The following is an 18060-nucleotide window of genomic DNA, read 5'->3' as shown; positions in this document are numbered from 1 at the left end:
GTGGCGGGGACGCGCGGGCGGTGTGAGTCTGACGGTCATGACGATTCAGGTAGCCAAGCTCAGCCACCCGGCCGTCCGGGACTTCGTCGGTGCCGTGAACGCACACGACCGCGACGCCTTCCGGGCCGTCCTCGCGTCCGGCGCGACCATGACCGACGACGGCTCGAAGCGCGACCTCGACGACTGGACCGAGCGCGAGATCTTCGACTCCCACGGTCATATGGAGGTCGACAACGAGTCGCAGGGCGGCCTCGCCCTCGTCGCCCGCTACAGCAACGACTCCTGGGGCGAGATGCGGACGAAATGGAGCTTCACGGTCGACGGCGACGGCCGGATCACCCGCTTCGACACCGGCCAGGCATAGCCGGCGGGACCGGTGAGCGGCTCCTCGCCGGTGAGCGGCTCCTCACCGGCGAGGGGCCGCTCACCGGTGAGGGCGAGCGGCCCCTGAACAACACCGTACGGGCGGACCCGTCAGAGTGCGGGCTGCGGCTGCTGCCGCGGCTGCTGCTCGGTCAGCGCGATCCGGCCCTTCCTGATCGTCGCGACCCGGGGTGCGCGCCGGGCGATCGACGAGTCGTGCGTGACCATGACGAACGTCAGCCCGTGCTCCCTCCACAGCCCCTCCAGCAGAGCCATGATGTCGTCGCGGGTGCCCTCGTCGAGGTTGCCCGTGGGCTCGTCGGCGAGCAGCACCTTCGGGTTCTTGACCAGCGCGCGGGCGATCGCGACCCGCTGCTGCTGACCGCCGGACAGCTCACTGGGCGCATGGCTGAGACGGTCGCCGAGACCGACCGAGCCCAGTGCCTCGGCGGCCTTCGCGCGCCGCTCGGCCGGCTTGACCCCGAGCGGTACGAGCGCGGTCTCGACGTTCTCCTGCGCGGTGAGCGTGGGGATGAGGTTGAACGACTGGAAGATGATGCCGATCTTTTCCGCGCGCACCCGGGTCAGCCGGGCCTCGCTGATGGACGCGAGGTCCACGCCGTCCAGTTCGACGCTGCCGGCGGACGGGCGGTCCAGGCCGCCGATCATCTGCAGCAGGGTCGACTTGCCGCCGCCGGTGGGGCCCTGGATGACGAGCTGGTCGCCCTCCTCGATGGTGAGGTCGACGCCGCGCAGCGCCTCCACCGTCTCCTTGCCTCTCGTGTAGTTCTTGGTGACGCCGGTGAGCTTGTACATACGTCTTCTCCGTACCGAGCCGTGGTGTTGGCGTGCCGGGGTGTTGGGGGTGGTGGGTTACGCCACGCTGCGCAGCGCGTCGGCCGGGCGCATCCGGGAGGCGCGCCAGCCGCCCATCGCACCGGCGATCAGACCGCCCGCGACCGCGAGGCCCACGGCGAGCGCGATGGTGGTGACGGAGACCGGGGCGGACAGCGCGATGTCGAGGGTGTTCGACGCGCTCTGCCCGCCGGGGCCGCCACCGCCGGGTGCACCGCCGCCGGGGCCGCCGCCCTGGCCGCCACCCGTGGAGCCGATCTCGGCCGTGAGGGTCGGGCTGACGGCGGTGACCGCGTAAGCCGCCGCGAGGCCGAGGGCGATGCCGAGAGCGCCGCCGAACAGACCGTTCACCACCGACTCGCCGACCACCTGACGGGTGACCCTGCGGCTCGGCCAGCCGAGCGCCTTCAGCGTGCCGAACTCCCGCACGCGGCGGCTGACCGCCGACGAGGTGAGCAGCGCGGCGACGAGGAACGCGGCTGCCAGCACCGCGATGGAGAGCCACTTGCCCACGCTGGTCGCCAGGTTGGAGGCCGTCGACAGCGAGCCGGAGACGGTGTCCGCGAGATCGGCCGAGGTCGTCACCGTCGTGCCCGAGATGTTCTTCTGGATGGCCGACTTGACCGCGTCGATCCGCTGGGAGTCGGACGCCTTCACATAGATCGTGGAGATCTTGTTCTTGGAGTCACCGAGCGTCTGGGCCTGCTTGAGCGGCAGATAGACGTCGGTCGTCGACTCACTGCTGTCCGGGGTCGCGATCCCGATGACCTTGTACTTGGTGCCGGAGATCTTGATGCTCTCGCCGACCGTGTACTTGTTCTCCTTGGCGTACGACGTACTGAGCACCGCGACCTTGGCGTCGGTCTGCGCGGCCGTGAACGTCTTGCCCTTGCTGATCTTCGTGGTGGCGAGCGGGCCCAGATCCTGGTTCGTGACGTCGACACCCGAGACGGAGTACGAGTTCACGTCGAAGGAGGCGCCGCCGCCCTGCACCTCGGGCTGACCGGTCGAACCGCCGCCGCCCGTACCGCCGGGGCCGCCGCCCTGGGCCTGCGAGCCCTGCGAGGAGGTGTCGGTCTTGGCCTTGCCCTGGGTGAAACTGCCGTCGACCTTCGTGACGTTCAGGGTCAGGGCGCCCACCGCACTCGCCACGTTCTTCTGTGCGGCGACCTTTTCGATGAGGGTGGACTTGAGCGTCTGGCCGCCTTGTGTCGTCACGCGGTCCGAGCTCTGCTCCTCGTCGTCGTCGGAACCGGCGTCGAATTCGAAGTTCGGTCTGCCCGACTGGTTGTTGCCGCCGGAAGGGGCCTCCCTGGCCTTGGTCACCGTCATGTCGGTGCCGAGTCCGTACAGCGACTGCAGGACCTTGTCCTGAGCCTGTGACATGCCGGCCGACACCGAGTTGACGGTGATGACCAGCGCGATTCCGAGCGCCAGACCCATGGCGATGACCAGAGCCGACTTCTTGCGCCGGCTCAGCTCACGCTTGAGATAGATGCCAAACATCCCTGTCCCTAAGGTTCTTGGCGCCCGCTGTGGGCGCTGCCACAAGCTATGGACGAACCTTTGAGACACCCTGAGTAGGAGATGTGTAAGACCTGAGAATGCGGGCCCGGGTGTCAGAATTCCGTAAGACAGCTGAATCCTGGCTGACTGAGGGCCAGTTGCCAGGAAAGGGGTGTTGAATTTCGCCTTTGAGGGGCGCGGGGAACGGCGCGACCAGCCCCCGCGGACCCGCGACTACCCCCGCCCCACGTAGGGCATCCCACTGGCGAGCACCGTCGCGAACTGCACGTTGGCCTCCAACGGCAACTCCGCCATGTGCCGGACGGTCCGCCCCACATCCCCCACGTCCATCACCGGCTCCGGAGCCACCTCCCCGTTCGCCTGCAAGGCCCCCACCCGCATTTGCTCGGTCATGTCGGTCGCCGCGTTCCCGATGTCGATCTGCCCGCAGACGATTCTGTACGGCCGCCCGTCCAGCGACAGCGACTTCGTGAGGCCGGTCAGCGCGTGCTTCGTAGCCGTGTACGCCGCTGACCGGGGCCGGGGCGTGTGCGCCGAGATCGAGCCATTGTTGATGATCCTTCCGCCCTGCGGAATCTGCTCCTTCATCTGCCGGTAGGCCTCCTGCGCACACAGGAACGCCCCGTCGAGATTCGTACCGACCACGTGCCGCCAGGCGTCGTACGGCAGGTCCTCGAACGGCACGTTGCCGGGTCCGAACGTGCCGGCGTTGTTGAAGAGCAGGTCCAAGCGGCCGAAGCGGTTCCGCGTGGCGGCGAAGAGCGCGGCCACCTCCTCGGGCCGCGAGACGTCGGTGCGCACGCACAACGACGTGCTCTCTTTCCCCGCCGGCTCCTCGACGGCACCGGGCGACGCGTCCGCGAGGGCCGCCCGCGCGAGCGCCGCCGTCTCCTCCAGCCGCTCCGCGCGGCGACCGGCGAGCGTCACCGACCAGCCGGTACGCAGCAGTTCGACGGCCACGGCGCGGCCGATTCCCGAACCCGCGCCTGTCACGATCGCGATCTTCGTTCGATGAGCGTTCATGGCCCCGCAGCGTACGGGAGGCCCTGGTCGACGGTCCGCCATATGGAACTCATCCGTCCGTCACCTGACTGTTGTGCACGTGACGGTCCACCGTTGACTCTGGCCACTCCAATGTCTTGTACAACAACCGTCAGGGGAAGGCCAGATGACATCCACCGGCCACCAGCAACCGTCGCAGCACGCCCCAGAACTCCGCGCCGCCGCCCGTCACCTCGGGCGCCGCCGGCTCTTCACCGTCACCGGCGCGGCCGCCGTACTGGCGTTCGCCACCAACCTGCCGACCGCGGGGGTGGCGGGCGCCGCAGAGTTCGACACGGCGAAGATCACCGACGATCCCTTCACCCTCGGCGTCGCCTCCGGCGACCCGCAGGCCACCTCCGTGCTGCTGTGGACCCGGCTCGCCCCCACCCCGTACCAGGCGGACTCCGGGCTGCCCCCGGAACGCGTCGTCGTGCACTGGGAACTGGCCCGCGACGAACGCTTCCGGCACGTCGTCAGACGGGGGGCGACCTTCGCCCACCCCGAGTTCCACCACTCCGTGCATGTCGAGGTCGGCCACCTCGACCCCGACCGCGTCTTCTACTACCGCTTCAAGACGGGCAGCTGGATCAGCGAGACCGGCCGTACACGCACCGCGCCCTCGTCCCGCGCGCGCGTCGACGAGCTGCGGTTCGCCGCGGTCTCCTGCCAGGCCTACCACGACGGGTACTTCACCGCGTACGGCCATCTCGCCGAGGACGACGTCGACGTGGTCTTCCACGTCGGCGACTACCTCTACGAGTACGCGGTCAATTCCGTGGGCGGCGCCCGCAACTACACCGACCGCGTGCTGCCCGACCTCTTCAACCACGAGACCATCACGCTGGAGGACTACCGTCTGCGGTACGCCCTCTACAAGACCGACCCCGACCTGCGGGCCGTGCACGCCGCCCACCCCTTCGTGGTCACCTGGGACGACCACGAGATCGAGAACAACTACGCGGACGACATACCCGAGAACTCCGTACCGCCGGAGGAGTTCCTGCTGCGGCGCGCCGCCGGGTACCGCGCCTACTGGGAGAACCTGCCGCTGCGCCGCCCGCAGCGGCCCGAGGGCCCCGACATGCGGATGTACCGCCGGCTGAACTGGGGCCGGCTCGCGCAGTTCGACATCCTCGACACCCGCCAGTACCGCTCGGACCAGGCGTACGGGGACGGGGCGGACGTTCCCGGCCCCGAGACGGACGATCCCGCACGCACCATCACCGGCGCGGCGCAGGAGCGGTGGCTGCTGGACGGGTGGCAGGCCTCGCGGGCGCTGTGGAACGTCCTTCCGCAGCAGGTCATCTTCTCCCAGCGGAACTTCGACCTGACCGTGCCGTCCCGGGTGTCCATGGACGCGTGGGACGGCTACCGGGCCTCGCGGGGGCGGGTGCTGGCGGGAGCGAAGTCGGCCGGGGTCGACAACCTGATGGTGCTCACCGGGGACGTCCATGTCGGGTACGCCTTCGACATCAAGGACGACTTCGACGACGCGGGGTCGCGGACGCTCGGTACGGAGATCGTGACCACCTCGATCACCAGCGGGCGGGACGGGGTGGAGCGGCCTGCCAACTGGGAGACGTACATGGCGGCCAACCCGCATCTGAAGTTCTACAACGGGCGGCGGGGTTATACGACTGTGCGGTTGGGGCAGGACGACGCTCGGGCCGACTTCAAGACCGTGCCCGCGGTGACCACGCCCGGGGCTGCGATCAGTACGGCGGCGTCGTTCGTGACGGAGGTCGGTGATCAGGGGCTGAAGCCGGTGTAGTTCCGCTGGGGCGGGGCGGGGGACTGGCGGTCGTTCGTCGGCTGCGGGCCGGACGTGGGCGGTCGCGCAGTTCCCCGCGCCCCTCAAGGGCGAAAGGCGAAAGCATTGCGCCGTTCCCCGCGCCCCTGAAGATGAAGGGCGGAAGGCGGAAGGCGGAAGGATTGCGCCGTTCCCCGCGCCCCTGGAGATGAAGGGCGGAAGGCGGAAGGATTGCGCCGTTCCCCGCGCCCCTGGAGATGAAGGGCGGAAGGCGGAAGGATTGCGCCGTTCCCCGCGCCCCGCGCCCCTGGAGATGGCAGTTCAGGCCGTTTCGCTGGGGTATGTGACGCCTATGTCCGCTCGGACCGCGTCCAGGGTGCGCATGACCGCGAGGGTGCCGTCCAGGGGGACCAGGGGGGACTCCGTTTCGCCGGCTCGGAGGCAGCGCATCACCTCCGCCGCCTCGTGCTTGAGGCCGGCCCGTGTGCCGTCCGCCGCGTTCGCCGTGTACTCCTGCGGGTCGCGGCCGTCGCGGTGCAGGACGAAGCGGTCCGAGTGGAAGAAGCCGGACGGGATGTCGATGCGGCCCTCGGAGCCGGTGACCGAGGCGGAGGTCGACGTGCCACCGGTCAGGGAGCAGTGCAGCGCGGCGAGCGCGCCACTGTCGTACGAGAGCAGCATGCCCGTCTGGAGGTCGACGCTCTCCTCCGAGAGCACCGCCCTCGCCGTCACACCGGAGGGCTCACCGAGCAGCAGATGCGCGAACGACACCGGATAGACGCCCAGGTCGAGGAGCGCGCCGCCGCCCTGCGCCGGATCGCGCAGCCGGTGGGTGGGAGGGAACGGACCCGAGAGGCCGAAGTCGGCCTGCACCGTGCGGACCTCGCCGATCGCCCCGTCGTCCACCAGCGCCTTGAGCTGCCGGACCAGCGGGTTGCAGTACATCCACATGGCTTCCATCAGGAAGCTCCCGTGCTGTTTCGCGAGGCCGACCAGTTCCTCGGCCTCGCGCGCGTTGAGCGTGAACGCCTTCTCGCACAGCACGTTGCGCCCCGCCTCAAGACACAGCCCGGCCGCCGCCCGGTGCGCCGAGTGCGGAGTCGCCACGTACACGACGTCCACGTCCTCGTCCGCCGCGAGGGACTCCCAGTCGCCGTACGCCCGCGGTATCCCGAACCGCTCCGCGAACCCCTTCGCCGACGCCTCGGTGCGCGACGCCACCGCCACCACCTCGGCATCGGGCAGATCGATCAGGTCCGCGGTGAACGCCGCAGCGATCCCACCGGTCGCCAGCACACCCCACCGCACGCGTTCCTCAGTCATGCCCGACCCCTCGCTCCGTGCCGTCGACGACCGCGACGGCTTCGACCATCTGTACGAGATCACCTGTACGGGATCACTTGTACGAGATCACCTGTACGAGCTGAGAGCATAGGTGGCGGATCACACGGAGAGGGAGGGGCGCATGCCCGAGCGCGGCCGTACGAGCCGTACGACGCGGGACCCGGAGGACCCGGAGACCCGCATACCCAGCACGGCGGTGACCGAGGAGAGCGTGATCGCCGCCTCGGCGTCGCCGGTACCGCCCCCGGTCGCCCGCCGTTCCGTGGGACTCCTGGTCACGCTCATCCTCGGCGGTCTCACGGCCGTACCGCCGCTGTCCATGGACATGTACCTCCCGGCCCTCCCGGACGTCACCGACGCGCTGCACGCCTCCGCGGCCACCGTGCAGCTGACGCTCACCGCGTGCCTCGCCGGTATGGCGCTCGGGCAGCTGGTCGTCGGGCCGATGAGCGACAAGTGGGGCCGCAGACGGCCGCTGATCACCGGACTCGTCGTCTACATCCTCGCCACCGCCGTCTGCGCGATCGCCCCCACCATCGAACTCCTCATCGCCTTCCGGCTGCTCCAGGGACTCGCCGGCGCCGCCGGGATCGTCATCGCCCGCGCCGTCGTACGCGACCTGTACGACGGCATGGACATGGCGCGGTTCTTCTCCACGCTCATGCTGATCTCCGGGGTCGCGCCGATCATCGCGCCGCTCATCGGCGGCCAGGTGCTGCGGATCACCGACTGGCGGGGCGTCTTCTACATCCTGACCGTCATCGGGATCGGACTCACCGCCGTCGTCTGGCGGCTGCTGCCCGAGACGCTCCCGCCCGCCGAGCGCCATGACGGCGGCACCGTCGAAGCCCTGCGCACCATGCGCGGACTGCTCGCCGACCGCGTCTTCACCGGCTACATGCTCACCGGCGGTTTCGCGTTCGCGGCGCTCTTCGCGTACATCTCCGCCTCGCCGTTCGTGATCCAGGAGATCTACGGCGCCTCCCCGCAGACGTACAGCATCCTCTTCGGCGTCAACTCCGTCGGTCTGGTGATCGTCGGCCAGATCAACGGCAAGATCCTCGTCGGCCGGGTCAGCCTCGACAAGGTGCTCGCGTTCGGCCTCGCGGTCATCACCGTCGCGTCGGCCGCGCTGCTCCTGATGTCGGCCGGGGCGTTCGGCGAGGTGGGACTGGTGCCGATCGCCGTCGGCCTCTTCGTGCTGATGTCGGCGATGAGCCTGTGCATGCCCAACACCAACGCGCTCGCCCTCATGCGCACCCGGCACTCGGCGGGCTCCGCGTCCGCCCTGCTCGGCACGTCCTCGTTCCTCGTCGGCGCGGTCGCCACACCCCTGGTGGGCGTCGCGGGTGAGCACACGGCCGTCCCGATGGCCGTCGTCCAGCTCGTGTGTTCACTGGTGGCCGTCGGCTGCTTCATGGCACTGTGCCGTCCCTGGCGGAAACAGCCGGACACACAGCCGGACACACAGCCGGACATACAGCCGGACATACAGACGAACGTGAAGGCGAACGTAAAGGCGATCGTGAAGGGAGCGGGCAGCTGAGCGCACCCAGACTGCGCCCCGGCACGGCGGAACGTGCCGGGCTCGACCCCGGAGAACTCGACGCCCTGGTACGGGAGTTCCGCGCGATCACCGCCGGGGACCGGCCCTGGGCCGCGGGCGCCGTACTGGTCGCCGGACGCGGGCCCGTGATCGCCGTCGAGGAGGCGGCGGGCTGGGCGGTGCGTTACCGCGCGTACGACGAGGACGCGGACGCGGGCGTGGAACTGCCGTGCGGCGAACGTGTGCCGATGACCGTCCGCACCCCCTTCGACCTGGCGTCCCTCACCAAGCTCTTCACGAGCGTCGCCGCCGTGCAGCAGCTGGAGCGCGGCACGCTGGGCATCGACGCGCGCGTGGGGGCGTACCTGCCGGGCTTCGCCGCCGCCGCCGAGTACGGCATCACCGTGCGGCACCTGCTCACCCACACCTCCGGGCTGCGGCCCGAACTCCCGCTGTACGACTGCTCCGACGACAGGGCACGGTTCGCCCTGCTGCGGGCCGAGAAACCGGTGAAGGCGCCGGGCGCCGCGTACGGCTACTCGGACCTCAACATGCTCCTGCTCCAGCAGGTCCTGGAACGGATCACCCGGCGCCCGCTGGACGCCCTCGTGCGGGACGGGATCACCCGGCCGCTCGGTATGCCCGACACCGCGTTCGGCCCCTGCCCGGCCGCTGCCGCCACCGAGGACCAGCGGCGTCCCTGGGCCAAGGCCGACCGGGGCATGCTGCGGGGCACGGTCCACGACGAGAACGCCTGGGCGCTCGGCGGGGTCGCGGGTCACGCCGGCCTCTTCTCGACGGCCGCCGACCTCGCCGTCCTCTGCCGCACCCTCCTCGCGGGCGGCTCCTACGGCACCGCCCGCATCCTCGGCCCCGACTACGTCGAACTGCTCCTCTCGCCGCCCGGCCTAGGCTTCGCCCTCGACCAGCCGTCGTTCATGGGCGCCCTCGCCGGCCACGGAGCCGCGGGCCACACGGGCTTCACGGGTACGTCGCTGGTGATGGACCCCTCGACGGACACGTTCCTGGTGCTCCTGGCGAACACGGTCCATCCGCGCCGCCGGCCCCCGGACCACGGACCCCGCGCGGCGGCGGCCACGCGGCTGGCCAGGGCGGTCCGAGGGGCGTGAGCGGTGGGCCGGCGGTGGACCGGTGCGGTGGGCGGTGCTCGTAGACTTCCCTCGTGACCGCCCCCGTTTCCCCAGCTGAGACCTTGCGCGCGGCCCTCGCGGGCCTGCTCGACGGACTGCCGCCCAAGGTGGCCGCGCAGGCCGTCGACCGGCTGATCGCGAACTACCGGGGCACCACCCCGACCGACGCCCCGATCCTGCGCGACCGCGCGGACGTGGCCGCGTACGCCGCGTACCGGATGCCCGCGACCTTCGAGGCCGTACGGGCCGCGCTGGACGCCTTCGCCGACGTCGTGCCCGAGTGGGTGCCGGGCAGCCATGTCGACGTGGGCGGCGGAACGGGCGCGGCGACCTGGGCCGTGAACGCCACCTGGCCCGGGGACCGGCCGGTGACCGTGCTCGACTGGGCCGAGCCCGCTCTGGTCCTCGGCCGTGAACTCGCCGCCGCCAGCCCGCAGCTGCGGTCCGCCGAGTGGCGCCGCTCCCGGATCGGGGCGGAACTCGCCCTGCCGGACGCCGACCTCGTCACCGTGTCGTACGTCCTCGGCGAGCTGACCGAGGCGGGGCGCGGCGCCGTCGTGGACGCCGCGGTGGCCGCCGGGCGGGCCGTCGTGATCATCGAGCCCGGGACGCCGGACGGGTACGCCCGCGTCATCGCGGCCCGGGACCGGCTGATCGGCGCCGGGTTCTCCGTCGCGGCGCCCTGTCCGCACAGTGCGGCCTGTCCGATCGTGCCGGGGGAGGACTGGTGCCACTTCTCTGCCCGGGTGAGCCGGTCCTCGTTGCATCGGCAGGTGAAGGGGGGTTCGTTGGCGTACGAGGACGAGAAGTTCAGCTACGTCGCGGCGACGCGGGACCTCGCGGCTTCCGCTGCTCCGGTGGCTTCGAGGGTGGTGCGGCGGCCGCAGATCCGTAAGGGGCAGGTTCTGCTGGACCTGTGCGAGGTGGGGGGAGGGCTGCGCCGCTCCACTGTGACGAAGCGGCACGGGCTCCTTTACAAGGAGGCCCGGGATGCGGCGTGGGGGGACGGCTGGCCACCGGAGCCCCGGTAGGGGCGTTTTCCCGCGGCTGCGCCCCCTGGCCCCCTTTGTCCTCAAACGCCGGACGGGCTGAAACGCTTTCAGCCCGTCCGGCGTTTGAGGACCGGGGGTTCGGGGGCAGCGCCCCCGAGTACGTGACGATGGGGGTCCCCCCGGTCGAGCGAAGCCGAGACTGGGGGAGGGTAGGGGCGGCGGGGGCGAGGGAAGGTTGTCGGCGAGACGGGGCGTCTTGTGGTGCTGGTAGTTTCGGGAGCATGCCTCCCGACTCCACCCGCCGCAGCGAGAAGTCCCGCCGCGCGATCTACGCCGCCGCCCTCACCCTCGTCGCGGAGGTCGGCTACCCGAAAACCACCATCGAGGCCATCGCGGCCCGCGCGGGCGTCGGCAAGCAGACCATCTACCGGTGGTGGTCGTCGAAGGCGGAGGTCCTCATGGAGGCCTTCGTCGACCTGGGCGCCCAGGCGGCGGAGGCGGCCGGGGGCGGGGACTGGGCGGAAACGGACGGCATCCCCGACACCGGCGACCTGGAGGCCGACCTCAAGACCGTCCTGCGCGCCACCGTCGACGAGCTGAACGACCCGCGCTACGAGGCCCCGGCCCGCGCGCTCGCCGCCGAGGGCGTGGGCAACCCCGCCTTCGCGAAGGAGTTCGTCGCCACCCTGCTCCTGCCCTCGCTGGAACTGTACGTACGACGCCTGCGGGCGGCCCAGGACACGGGCCAGGTGCGCGCCGACGTGGACCCGTACATCGCGCGCGACCTGTTCGTCTCGCCCCTCGCCCAGCGCTGGCTCCAGGGCACCGGACCGCTCGACCACGCCTTCGCGAACAAGCTGGTCGAGTACGCCCTCTACGGCATCGCCCCGCGCTGACCCCGAGCCCGCACCCGTACCCGTACCCGTACCCGTCCCCGGACTCGTACTCGCACCCGCACCCGCACCCGGGCCAGCCGTCCCGGGGCGTCCGTGATGATCCCGTCGCAGCCGAGCGCGAGAGCGCGGTCGCGCTGCGCAGGGGTCACCACCGTGTGCGCCCACACCCGCGGGATGCCGGACCGGACGGCCCGTACGAGATCGCGGTCGCGGGCCTTGTGGTCCACGTCCAGGACGTCCACGAACGGCCGCCAGCGCTCGGGCCGGTCCGTGCGCATCTGGTGCGCCGAACGCCACAGCTGCGAGAGCAGGCCCAGGCGGTGGGTGCGCAGGGCGACTGCGGGATGGTTGGAGTTGACCAGCACCGAGCGGGTCAGGCCGCGTGCCCTGATCATGGCGGCGATGGCCGTCAGGCTCCGCGGGTCCTTGGCCTCCAGCATCAGCACCACCCGCCCGCCGAAACGGTCCAGCACCTCGGCGAGCGTCGGTGGCCGCTCCGAGCGCCAGCTCCCGGGCAGCGCGTCCCTGGGCCGCAGCCGGACCCCCTGCCAGTCCCGCCGGTCGAGCGCGTGCACGGGGCCGCCCATGTAGGTCGTGCGGTTCAGGGTGGCGTCGTGCATGACCACCATCGTCCCGTCGCGCAGCATCCGGGTGTCCAGGTCGAGCACCTGGGCCGTCCCGCGCTCGTACGCGGTCACGAGGCCCGTCATGCTGTTCTCCGGCACTTCCCGGGCGCCGCCGCGATGTGCGGTGTAGACGACACGGGGCAGCGCTGCCACCGTCAGGGGGCCCGCGCCCCGGTCCAGCGGGGTGATCGCCCCGCTCTGTCCCACGAGAGCCAGCGACGTGAGACCGGCGATACCCGTCAGCGCAGTCCGTGTGACCATGCCGACACCGTAGGCGGGCATATCGTTGCAAAGTACGCAATGACACTCGATCACCGTCCCGGGCGGGCATCGCCCCACCTACCCCGGATGTGGGCTCCGGCCCCCCGGAGCGCAGGATGGTGGGAGCATGAGGCATGCTGTCCGCACAACAGCCAGGCGAGGGCAATATATGAGCGCAGAGACGGGCCGCCGCTCCGGCGGGCAGGGCAGGATCTCCCAGTGGTTGCGCGGTCGGCGCCCACGGACGGACGCCGCGGACGACTCCGCGAGCCGTGAGGAACTGCTGCTGGCCGCCGCCGGAGCCGGGCTGCCGCTCGCGCCCGCCGCCCATCCCTCCGCCTATCGGTGCTCCTGTGACCGCGTCGGGTGTCCGACCCCCGCGCGCCACCCCGTTTCCTTCGCCTGGCAGACGCAGTCCACGACCGACCGGGCGCAGATCGAGCGGTGGGCCCGGCATCAGCCGCTCGCCAACTTCATCACCGCGACCGGCATGGTGCACGACGTGCTGGACGTACCGGTGGAGGCGGGGCAGGAGGCGCTGGAGCGGTTGCTCGGCTCCGGGATCGAGGTCGGGCCGGTGGCGCTGTCCGGGGACGACCGGATGCTCTTCTTCACCGCCACGCGCGGTACGCCCGAGGACGAGGACGAGTGGTGGCCGTGCGAACTGGACTGCCATCCCGAGACGATGGACGAGCATCCGGGGCTGCGGTGGCACTGCCGTGGGTCGTATGTGCTGGTGCCTCCGGCCCGGTTGGCGGGGGAGCTGGTGGTGGAGTGGGTGCGGGGGCCTGAGTATCCGTTGCCGGATCCGTTGTCCTTGCTGGAAGTGTTGACGGATGAATGTGCGCGGTATGCGGGGGGAGAGCGGGAGCAGGTTGCGGCCTGGCCCCTTCGGGGGTGACGCCGGGGTTCGTCTGCGGGGCGTCGTGGCTGGTCGCGCCGTTCCCCGCGCCCCTTGGAAGCGACAGGATTGCGCCGTTCCCCGCGCCCCTAAGAGCCAAAAGCCAAAAGATTGCGCCGTTCCCCGCGCCCCTAAGGGCGGAAAGACTGCGCTGTTCCCCGTGCCCCTATGGGCAACCTATTGGCAACCTTATAGGTGACCGGTTACTCGCCCTTTGCTGCCGTCAGGCCCTGGATTCGGCTCAGGAATTTCACCCGTTGGTCCGATGCGGATTTCGGGGGGTCCAGGACCGCCTGGTTGGAGGTGGATTCCAGGGTCAGGGACTGTGTGGGGTCGCCGGTCATCAGGGCCTTGACGTCGGCGTTGGTGACGTTGATCGGGACGCCCTGGGCCGCCGTCTGCTTCTGGTAGTGGCGGGTGGTGAAGAAGACGAGGGCGCCGCCGTCCGCCGTGCGCAGACCGACAGGGGCGTAGTCGCCAGACGTCAGCGGCTCGTCGATGTACTGCTGGGCGAGCCCCGGACGAGCGGCGGTCTTCGCCCGGTCGGACCGCCACTTCGTGGTGTGGGCGCCGTCGGCGAAGGTGCTGCCGCCGTCCTTGAGATAGGTCGCGTACCGCTGGGGGAGTTTCCCGGGGGCGACCGCCAGGTCCGCCGCGTTCGCCGCGACCGGCTCGGCCCAGCCGTCCTTGTCCTTCTCGAACTCGGGTATCTGCTCGGCGGAGGAGATCGTCAGATACGCGACCTGCCACACCTCGTCCGCGTCGCTCCGGGTGAACACCATCAGCCAACGGTCCTCGGCGCGGCCCTTGTTGGCCTTCGAGTCGGTGACGAACCAGCGCGGCCAGCCGGCCTTCCGCGGGATGCTGAACTCGGTGTCGGTCAGCTTGAGCGGCACATAGTCGGCGTTGCCGCCCGGCTGGTTCTTGCCGCCGGCCTTCAGCTTCGCCCCGTCGATGTCCCCGAGGGCGCCGGTGACCCGGTCCGCGTCCAGGGACGGGTCGTTGGCACCGTTCGCCTCGTTGTAGGCAGCGGTGAAGTCCCGCAGAGCACGTGCGGCCTCGCTCTTCGTGGCGCCGGGGAGGATCTCCCGTTCCCCGTGCACCACCACGCACCCGCTCGCCGTCACCGACAGCACGGTCACGGAGGCCGCCGTCAGCGCGCTCCGGCCGAGTCCGCGAGGCCTACGAGGCCCAGGAGACTTACGAGGGCTGCGATCCCTGCTCATCGAGTGCCTTCACCTTCCCCGTCCCGATTGCCGGTGCCCGGTTCCCGATCCCGGTTTCCCGGAGGCGAACCCTACCGGGGCCGGAAAGCGCCCGGGCGGCGGGATGACGTACCGCGCTCTCCGCGCGCCGGTCTCACGCCTCCTCGCGCACCGGGGTGGGAGACCCGGCCCCGCTCCTGCCGGACCGCGAGGGCGCCAGGAAGAACGCCAGCGTCGGCACCAGGTAGAGGAGCCACACGAGCACCTGGACGACGGTCGGGTCGGGCTGGAAGTTGAAGACGCCCTTCAGGAGCGTGCCGTACCAACTGTCCGGCGGGACGGTCTCGCTGATGTCGAAGGCCTTGTTCGTCAGGCCCGGCAGGAAGTCGGCCTCCTGGAGGTCGTGCACCCCGTACGCGAGGACGCCCGCGGCCACGACGACCAGCATGCCGCCGGTCCACGTGAAGAACTTGGCGAGGTTGATGCGGACCGTGCCCCGGTAGAAGAGGTACCCGAGCACGATCGCCGTCAGGATGCCCAGCAGCACGCCGGTCAACGGGCCCTGGGTGCCGTCGTTCGACGCGCGCACGGACGCCCACACGAACAGGGCCGTCTCCAGGCCTTCGCGTCCGACGGCCAGGAACGCGGTGGCGACCAGTGCGGCCGTGCCCATCCGCAGGGCGGCGTCGAGTCTGCCGTGCAGCTCGCTCCTGAGGTGGCGTGCGGTGCGGCGCATCCAGAAGACCATCCACGTCACCAGGCCGACCGCGATGATCGACAGTGAGCCGCCGAGTGCCTCCTGCGCCTCGAACGTCAGCTCCTGCGAGCCGAATTCGAGCGCGAAACCGAAGCCGAGGGCGAGGACGACGGCGACCGCGATGCCGATCCAGACGGGCTTCAGGGCGTCCCGGCGCTCCGTCTTCACCAGATAGGCGATGAGGATGCAGACCACGAGGCTCGCCTCAAGACCTTCGCGCAGGCCGATCAGATAGTTGCCGAACACGGCCTACGCCTCCTCGGGATGCTGGGCGAACAGGGCCCGGCCCCACCAGTCGTCCTTGTCGCGGACGCCCGGCGGGATCGCGAACACCGCGGAACCCACGTGCTGGATGTACTCGTTGAGCGCGTCGGCCGCCAGGCTGCGCTGCACCGGGACGAAGCCCTTGCGCACATCGCGCTGGTACGCGAGGAAGAACAGGCCCGCGTCGAGGCGGCCCAGCCCGTCCGTGCCGTCCGTGAAGGAGTAGCCGCGGCGCAGAAGCGTGGCCCCGGCGTTGGTGTCGGGGTGCGCGAGCCGTACGTGCGCGTCGGGCAGCATCGCCTTCAGGAACGGCTTGTCCCGCTCCTTGGCCCTGCCGACGGGAGCGCCCTCGCCCTTGTCGCGGCCGAAGACGTCTTCCTGTTCCTGCAGGGAGGTGCGGTCCCAGGTCTCGATGTTCATCCGGATGCGCCGGGCCACGAGGTACGAGCCGCCGGTCATCCAGGCCGAGTCGCGGTCGGTGTCCTTGTCCTCGACCCACACGAACTTCTTCAGCCGGTCCGTCTCGGTCCCCGCGATGTTGCGGGTGCCGTCCTTGAACCCCATGAGGTTACGAGGGGTCTGGGCGTCCGGGGTCGTCGACGAGGTCTTGCCGAAGCCCAGCTGTGACCAGCGGATGACGACCTTGCCGAAGCCGATCCTGGCCAGGTTGCGGATCGCGTGCACGGCGACCTGCGGATCGTCCGCGCAGGCCTGGACGCACAGGTCGCCGCCGCCGCGGGTGCGGTCGAGGTTGTCGCCGGCGAACTTCGGCAGGTCGACAAGGGCTTCGGGACGCCGGCCGGAGAGGTCGAACTTCTCGAAGAGGGAGGGGCCGAAGCCGACGGTGAGGGTCAGCCGTGACGGTTTGAGGCCGAGCGCCTCCCCGGTGTCGTCCGGCGGCGCCTCGGCGAGACCGCCGTACGCGCCCTCGCCGACCGCCCGCCCGGCGGTCATCCGCCGGGCCGCCTCGGTCCAGTCCCTCAGCAGCTGGACGAACGCGGCCCGGTCGGTGGTCCGCACGTCGAAGGCCGCGAAGTGCAGCCGGTCCTGCACCGGGGTGGCGATGCCCGCCTGGTGCGTGCCATGGAAGGCGACCTCGCCGCCCGCTGCTGCGGCGGTCGGTTCGCCGTCGTCGCCCGAGCGGGCCAGCGCCACCGCACCACCGGCCGCGGCGGCGCCCAGCGCGAGCCCGGCACCGCCCCAGCCGATCAGCGAACGCCGGGAAGGAGCGGCTGCCGTGCTGTGCGCGCAGGACGAGGCCTGCTCGGCGGGGGTGTCCGTCATGGCCGGTCCCTACTTCGTCGCGACGACGGCGGCGGCGAGCTTGGACAGCGGCTCCGCGAGCGCGTTCACCGCGTCCGAGAGTTCCTTCTGGTCCGCCTCGGAGACCTTGTCGTAGGAGGTGAACTCGTAGGAGGTCTTGTCCTTGCGGTAGGTGTCCAGCAGCGTGTCGAGCGCCGCGAACTGCTTGTCCAGTTCGGTGACCAGCGCCGCGTCGTTCTCCTTCGCCACCGGCTTCAGCAGCTCGTACGACTTCTCGGCGCCCTCGACGTTCGCCTTGAAGTCGACCAGGTCGGTGTGCGAGTAGCGCTCCTCCTCGCCGGTGACCTTGCCGGTGGCGACCTCGTCGAGGAGTTCCTTGGCGCCGTTGGCCATCGAGGTCGGGGTGATCTCCGCCTTGCCGACGCGGTTCTGCCAGTCGGTGAGGTCCTCGATCAGCTGGTCGGCCAGCTCGGAGTCCCGGTCGGTGAGCTTCTTGTCCTTCCACAGCGAGCGCTCCAGGCGGTGCCAGCCTGTCCAGTCCTTCTCTGCGTTCTTGCCGTCCTGGCCCTCCTCCAGACCGTCCTCGCGCAGGTCGACCTTCGGGTCGATGTCACCGAACGACTCGGCGACCGGCTCGGTGCGCTCCCAGCCGATGCGCGAGGTGGCGTACGCCTTCTTGGCGGCCTCGATGTCACCGGCCTTGACGGCGTCCGTGAAGACCTTGGTCCTGGGCAGGGTCTCGTCGGCCTGCTCCTGCGCGTACTGCCGGTAGGAGGCGACCGCCGCGTCCAGGCGCGGGTCGCGCTTCGCGACCTTGCCGCCGCCGGTGACCGTGACGTCCTGCCGGATGCCCTTGCCCTTCATGCCGGGCTTGCAGGCGATCCGGTAGTCGCCCGCCTTCACCTCGGCGGTGACCTTCTGGCGGGTGCCGGGGCCTATGTTCTCGCGCTCGGTGACGATCCGGTCGTCGGGGAAGAGGAGGTAGACCTCGGTGACCTTGGAGCCCTTGTTGGTCACGTCGAGCTGGACGTGACCGGCCGGGAACTCCTTCTTCGACACCTCGCACCCGGTGTCCGTGGCCGTCACCTCGACGACGTGGTCGTCGCCCGACGCGTCGCTCTTCTCGGTGCAACCCGTGACAGCGGCCAGCACGGCCGCGGTCGCGGCAGCGGTGACGACGGAGAGTCGGACGGCTCGCATACAGGCTCCAAGAGGGTCACGGTCACGGGTAAGTGGGCCACGGGACACAGGAAAAGCACAGGTACCAAGTGAGGCTGCCCTAACTTATCCGAGGCTTACCTGGCTGAAAGCGGCC

Annotated in this window: 16 protein-coding genes; 7 read left to right on the top strand and 9 right to left on the bottom strand. The window is 70.6% G+C overall.

All coding sequences use genetic code 11. From position 1 onward, the window contains the following. The first annotated feature begins 37 nt into the window (after positions 1–37). Positions 38–364 carry a nuclear transport factor 2 family protein gene (locus ACIOKD_RS09590; RefSeq protein WP_402080523.1) on the top strand — a complete coding sequence of 109 codons (327 nt, stop codon included), beginning with the start codon at positions 38–40 and terminating at the stop codon, positions 362–364. Between the two features lie 110 nt (positions 365–474). On the opposite strand, the gene ACIOKD_RS09585 is transcribed toward ACIOKD_RS09590, so the two are convergent. The 3 genes from ACIOKD_RS09585 to ACIOKD_RS09575 form a co-directional block, all read right to left on the bottom strand. Continuing rightward, positions 475–1179, bottom strand: coding sequence for an ABC transporter ATP-binding protein (locus tag ACIOKD_RS09585; protein ID WP_402080520.1), 705 nt, complete (start codon positions 1177–1179; stop codon positions 475–477). A 57-nt stretch (positions 1180–1236) separates the two neighbouring features. Then, on the bottom strand, positions 1237–2724 hold the full coding sequence (locus ACIOKD_RS09580; RefSeq protein WP_402080517.1) for an ABC transporter permease: 1488 nt from the start codon (positions 2722–2724) through the stop codon (positions 1237–1239). 234 nt (positions 2725–2958) lie between these two features. Further along, positions 2959–3768: an SDR family oxidoreductase gene (locus tag ACIOKD_RS09575; RefSeq protein ID WP_402080514.1), complete on the bottom strand. Its 810-nt coding sequence runs from the start codon at positions 3766–3768 to the stop codon at positions 2959–2961. Between the two features lie 145 nt (positions 3769–3913). Between ACIOKD_RS09575 and ACIOKD_RS09570 the strand changes: the two genes are divergently transcribed. Continuing rightward, complete coding sequence (locus ACIOKD_RS09570) at positions 3914–5560, top strand: alkaline phosphatase D family protein (RefSeq protein ID WP_402080512.1); 1647 nt, start codon at positions 3914–3916, stop codon at positions 5558–5560. 300 nt (positions 5561–5860) lie between these two features. Here the strand turns inward: ACIOKD_RS09570 and ACIOKD_RS09565 are convergent, their stop codons facing one another. After that, positions 5861–6862: a Gfo/Idh/MocA family protein gene (locus tag ACIOKD_RS09565; protein WP_402080510.1), complete on the bottom strand. Its 1002-nt coding sequence runs from the start codon at positions 6860–6862 to the stop codon at positions 5861–5863. 142 nt (positions 6863–7004) lie between these two features. Between ACIOKD_RS09565 and ACIOKD_RS09560 the strand changes: the two genes are divergently transcribed. The 4 genes from ACIOKD_RS09560 to ACIOKD_RS09545 all read left to right on the top strand — a co-directional run bounded on the left by ACIOKD_RS09560 (position 7005) and on the right by ACIOKD_RS09545 (position 11468). Next, complete coding sequence (locus ACIOKD_RS09560) at positions 7005–8429, top strand: Bcr/CflA family multidrug efflux MFS transporter (RefSeq protein WP_402080507.1); 1425 nt, start codon at positions 7005–7007, stop codon at positions 8427–8429. Next, positions 8426–9559: a serine hydrolase domain-containing protein gene (locus ACIOKD_RS09555; protein WP_402080714.1), complete on the top strand. Its 1134-nt coding sequence runs from the start codon at positions 8426–8428 to the stop codon at positions 9557–9559. The genes ACIOKD_RS09560 and ACIOKD_RS09555 overlap by 4 nt, the downstream gene beginning before the upstream one ends. 53 nt (positions 9560–9612) lie before the next feature. Then, entirely contained in the window at positions 9613–10611 is a 999-nt protein-coding gene (locus ACIOKD_RS09550) for a small ribosomal subunit Rsm22 family protein (RefSeq protein ID WP_402080504.1), read from the top strand. 242 nt (positions 10612–10853) lie between these two features. Beyond that, the gene (locus tag ACIOKD_RS09545; protein WP_402080501.1) at positions 10854–11468 is read left to right on the top strand and encodes a TetR/AcrR family transcriptional regulator; all 615 of its coding nucleotides are present in this window, start codon (positions 10854–10856) and stop codon (positions 11466–11468) included. On the opposite strand, the gene ACIOKD_RS09540 is transcribed toward ACIOKD_RS09545, so the two are convergent. Continuing rightward, the gene (locus ACIOKD_RS09540) at positions 11447–12355 is read right to left on the bottom strand and encodes a glycerophosphodiester phosphodiesterase (protein WP_402080499.1); all 909 of its coding nucleotides are present in this window, start codon (positions 12353–12355) and stop codon (positions 11447–11449) included. The genes ACIOKD_RS09545 and ACIOKD_RS09540 overlap by 22 nt on opposite strands. Before the next feature lie 169 nt (positions 12356–12524). Here ACIOKD_RS09540 and ACIOKD_RS09535 point away from each other — a divergent pair, with 169 nt between their 5' ends. Next, entirely contained in the window at positions 12525–13256 is a 732-nt protein-coding gene (locus ACIOKD_RS09535; protein ID WP_402080495.1) for a bifunctional DNA primase/polymerase, read from the top strand. A gap of 203 nt (positions 13257–13459) precedes the next feature. Here the strand turns inward: ACIOKD_RS09535 and ACIOKD_RS09530 are convergent, their stop codons facing one another. The 4 genes from ACIOKD_RS09530 to efeO all read right to left on the bottom strand — a co-directional run bounded on the left by ACIOKD_RS09530 (position 13460) and on the right by efeO (position 17945). Beyond that, the gene (locus tag ACIOKD_RS09530; protein ID WP_402080492.1) at positions 13460–14482 is read right to left on the bottom strand and encodes a hypothetical protein; all 1023 of its coding nucleotides are present in this window, start codon (positions 14480–14482) and stop codon (positions 13460–13462) included. A 133-nt stretch (positions 14483–14615) separates the two neighbouring features. Beyond that, on the bottom strand, positions 14616–15464 hold the full coding sequence (gene efeU, locus ACIOKD_RS09525; protein ID WP_402080489.1) for an iron uptake transporter permease EfeU: 849 nt from the start codon (positions 15462–15464) through the stop codon (positions 14616–14618). Positions 15465–15467: 3 nt separating this feature from the next. After that, complete coding sequence (gene efeB, locus ACIOKD_RS09520) at positions 15468–16766, bottom strand: iron uptake transporter deferrochelatase/peroxidase subunit (RefSeq protein ID WP_402080486.1); 1299 nt, start codon at positions 16764–16766, stop codon at positions 15468–15470. Positions 16767–16775: 9 nt separating this feature from the next. After that, positions 16776–17945, bottom strand: coding sequence for an iron uptake system protein EfeO (efeO, locus tag ACIOKD_RS09515; RefSeq protein ID WP_402080483.1), 1170 nt, complete (start codon positions 17943–17945; stop codon positions 16776–16778). Between the last annotated feature and the right edge of the window lie 115 nt (positions 17946–18060).

This window comes from Streptomyces sp. NPDC087844 (assembly GCF_044742785.1).
In the GTDB taxonomy this organism is placed as follows: Bacteria; Actinomycetota; Actinomycetes; order Streptomycetales; family Streptomycetaceae; genus Streptomyces.
This window is presented reverse-complemented; position numbering and strand designations above follow the sequence as displayed.

What these genes read in the sequence shown, in the direction of transcription:
- ACIOKD_RS09590 (WP_402080523.1), top strand. Translation starts at nt 38, where the DNA reads ATGACGATTCAGGTAGCCAAGCTCAGCCACCCGGCCGTCCGGGACTTC.
- ACIOKD_RS09585 (WP_402080520.1), bottom strand. Translation starts at nt 1,179, where the DNA reads ATGTACAAGCTCACCGGCGTCACCAAGAACTACACGAGAGGCAAGGAG.
- ACIOKD_RS09580 (WP_402080517.1), bottom strand. Translation starts at nt 2,724, where the DNA reads ATGTTTGGCATCTATCTCAAGCGTGAGCTGAGCCGGCGCAAGAAGTCG.
- ACIOKD_RS09575 (WP_402080514.1), bottom strand. Translation starts at nt 3,768, where the DNA reads ATGAACGCTCATCGAACGAAGATCGCGATCGTGACAGGCGCGGGTTCG.
- ACIOKD_RS09570 (WP_402080512.1), top strand. Translation starts at nt 3,914, where the DNA reads ATGACATCCACCGGCCACCAGCAACCGTCGCAGCACGCCCCAGAACTC.
- ACIOKD_RS09565 (WP_402080510.1), bottom strand. Translation starts at nt 6,862, where the DNA reads ATGACTGAGGAACGCGTGCGGTGGGGTGTGCTGGCGACCGGTGGGATC.
- ACIOKD_RS09560 (WP_402080507.1), top strand. Translation starts at nt 7,005, where the DNA reads ATGCCCGAGCGCGGCCGTACGAGCCGTACGACGCGGGACCCGGAGGAC.
- ACIOKD_RS09545 (WP_402080501.1), top strand. Translation starts at nt 10,854, where the DNA reads ATGCCTCCCGACTCCACCCGCCGCAGCGAGAAGTCCCGCCGCGCGATC.
- ACIOKD_RS09540 (WP_402080499.1), bottom strand. Translation starts at nt 12,355, where the DNA reads ATGGTCACACGGACTGCGCTGACGGGTATCGCCGGTCTCACGTCGCTG.
- ACIOKD_RS09535 (WP_402080495.1), top strand. Translation starts at nt 12,525, where the DNA reads ATGAGCGCAGAGACGGGCCGCCGCTCCGGCGGGCAGGGCAGGATCTCC.
- ACIOKD_RS09530 (WP_402080492.1), bottom strand. Translation starts at nt 14,482, where the DNA reads ATGAGCAGGGATCGCAGCCCTCGTAAGTCTCCTGGGCCTCGTAGGCCT.
- efeB (WP_402080486.1), bottom strand. Translation starts at nt 16,766, where the DNA reads ATGACGGACACCCCCGCCGAGCAGGCCTCGTCCTGCGCGCACAGCACG.
- efeO (WP_402080483.1), bottom strand. Translation starts at nt 17,945, where the DNA reads ATGCGAGCCGTCCGACTCTCCGTCGTCACCGCTGCCGCGACCGCGGCC.